The organism is Xanthobacter sp. SG618, from assembly GCF_012932745.1.
GTDB classification, from domain to species: domain Bacteria; phylum Pseudomonadota; class Alphaproteobacteria; order Rhizobiales; family Xanthobacteraceae; genus Xanthobacter; species Xanthobacter flavus.
In genome coordinates this window covers 1-1,004 of record NZ_JABBHL010000015.1, presented here as the reverse complement: position 1 = coordinate 1,004, position 1,004 = coordinate 1, and the positions used below count along the sequence as shown (strand labels likewise).

The 1,004-nt window shown below is 72.6% G+C and carries 1 protein-coding gene; it reads left to right on the top strand.

Annotated features, from left to right (window positions below; genetic code table 11):
• A partial coding sequence (locus FHT36_RS24150; RefSeq protein WP_246702416.1) for a 3-hydroxyacyl-CoA dehydrogenase NAD-binding domain-containing protein occupies positions 1–1,004 on the top strand: 1,004 nt, incomplete at both ends.

The window sequence follows — 1,004 nt, the reverse complement described above, 5'->3', positions numbered from 1 at the left end:
GGGTCGGCCAAGGCGCTGGTCGGGCTCACCGAGACCCGGCTCGGCATCATCCCCGGTGCCGGGGGAACCCAGCGGCTGGTGCGGCTGGTCGGGGTGGCGCAGGCCATCGCACTGGTCTGCGAGGGCCGGGTGCTGAAGGCCGGCGAGGCGCTGGCGCTGGGCCTCGTCGATGCGGTGGTAGAGGGCGATCTCCTCGCCGAAGCCATCGCCCGTGCGCCGTCCGTGGCCAAGCGCCGGCTCTCGGCCCTGCCGGTCCCCGCCGGCGATCCGGCCGGGGAGGACGCGGCCGCGGCCAAGGCGCTCAAGGGGGCGAAGGGCGTGCCGGCCATCGCCGAGGCCATCCGCGTCATCACCGCGTCGAAGGACGGCGACTTCGCCTCCGGCCTCGCCACCGAGCGCGCCGCCTTCCTTAGCCTGCGCGAGAGCCCCGAAGCCAAGGCCCTGCGCCACCTCTTCCTCGCCGAGCGCGAGGCGGTGAAGGTGCCGGGGCTGGAAGGCGCCAAGGCGCGGTCCGTGTCCTCCACTGCCGTCATCGGCGCCGGCACCATGGGTGCGGGCATCGCCGTGGCGCTGCTCGATGCGGGCTATCCTGTGACCCTGGTGGAGCGCGATGCGGAGGCCGCTGCGGCCGGTGTCGCGCGCATCGATGCCCTCTATGCCCGGCAGGTGAAGAGCAATCGCATCGATGAGGCCCGGAAGGCCGAGCGCCTCGCCCGCCTCACCCCGGCCTGCGACTATGCGGCGCTGGCCGATGTCGACCTCATCGTCGAAGCCGCCTTCGAGGACATGGCGGTGAAGACCGACATCTTCGGCCGCCTCGACCGGATCGCGAAGCCGGGCGCGGTGCTCGCCACCAACACCTCTTATCTCGACCTCGACGCCATCGCCGCCGCGACCGCGCGACCTCAGGACGTGGTGGGCCTGCACTTCTTCGCCCCGGCCAACATCATGAAGCTGCTGGAGGTGGTGAAAGCCACCCGCACCGCGCCGGACGTGCTGGCCAC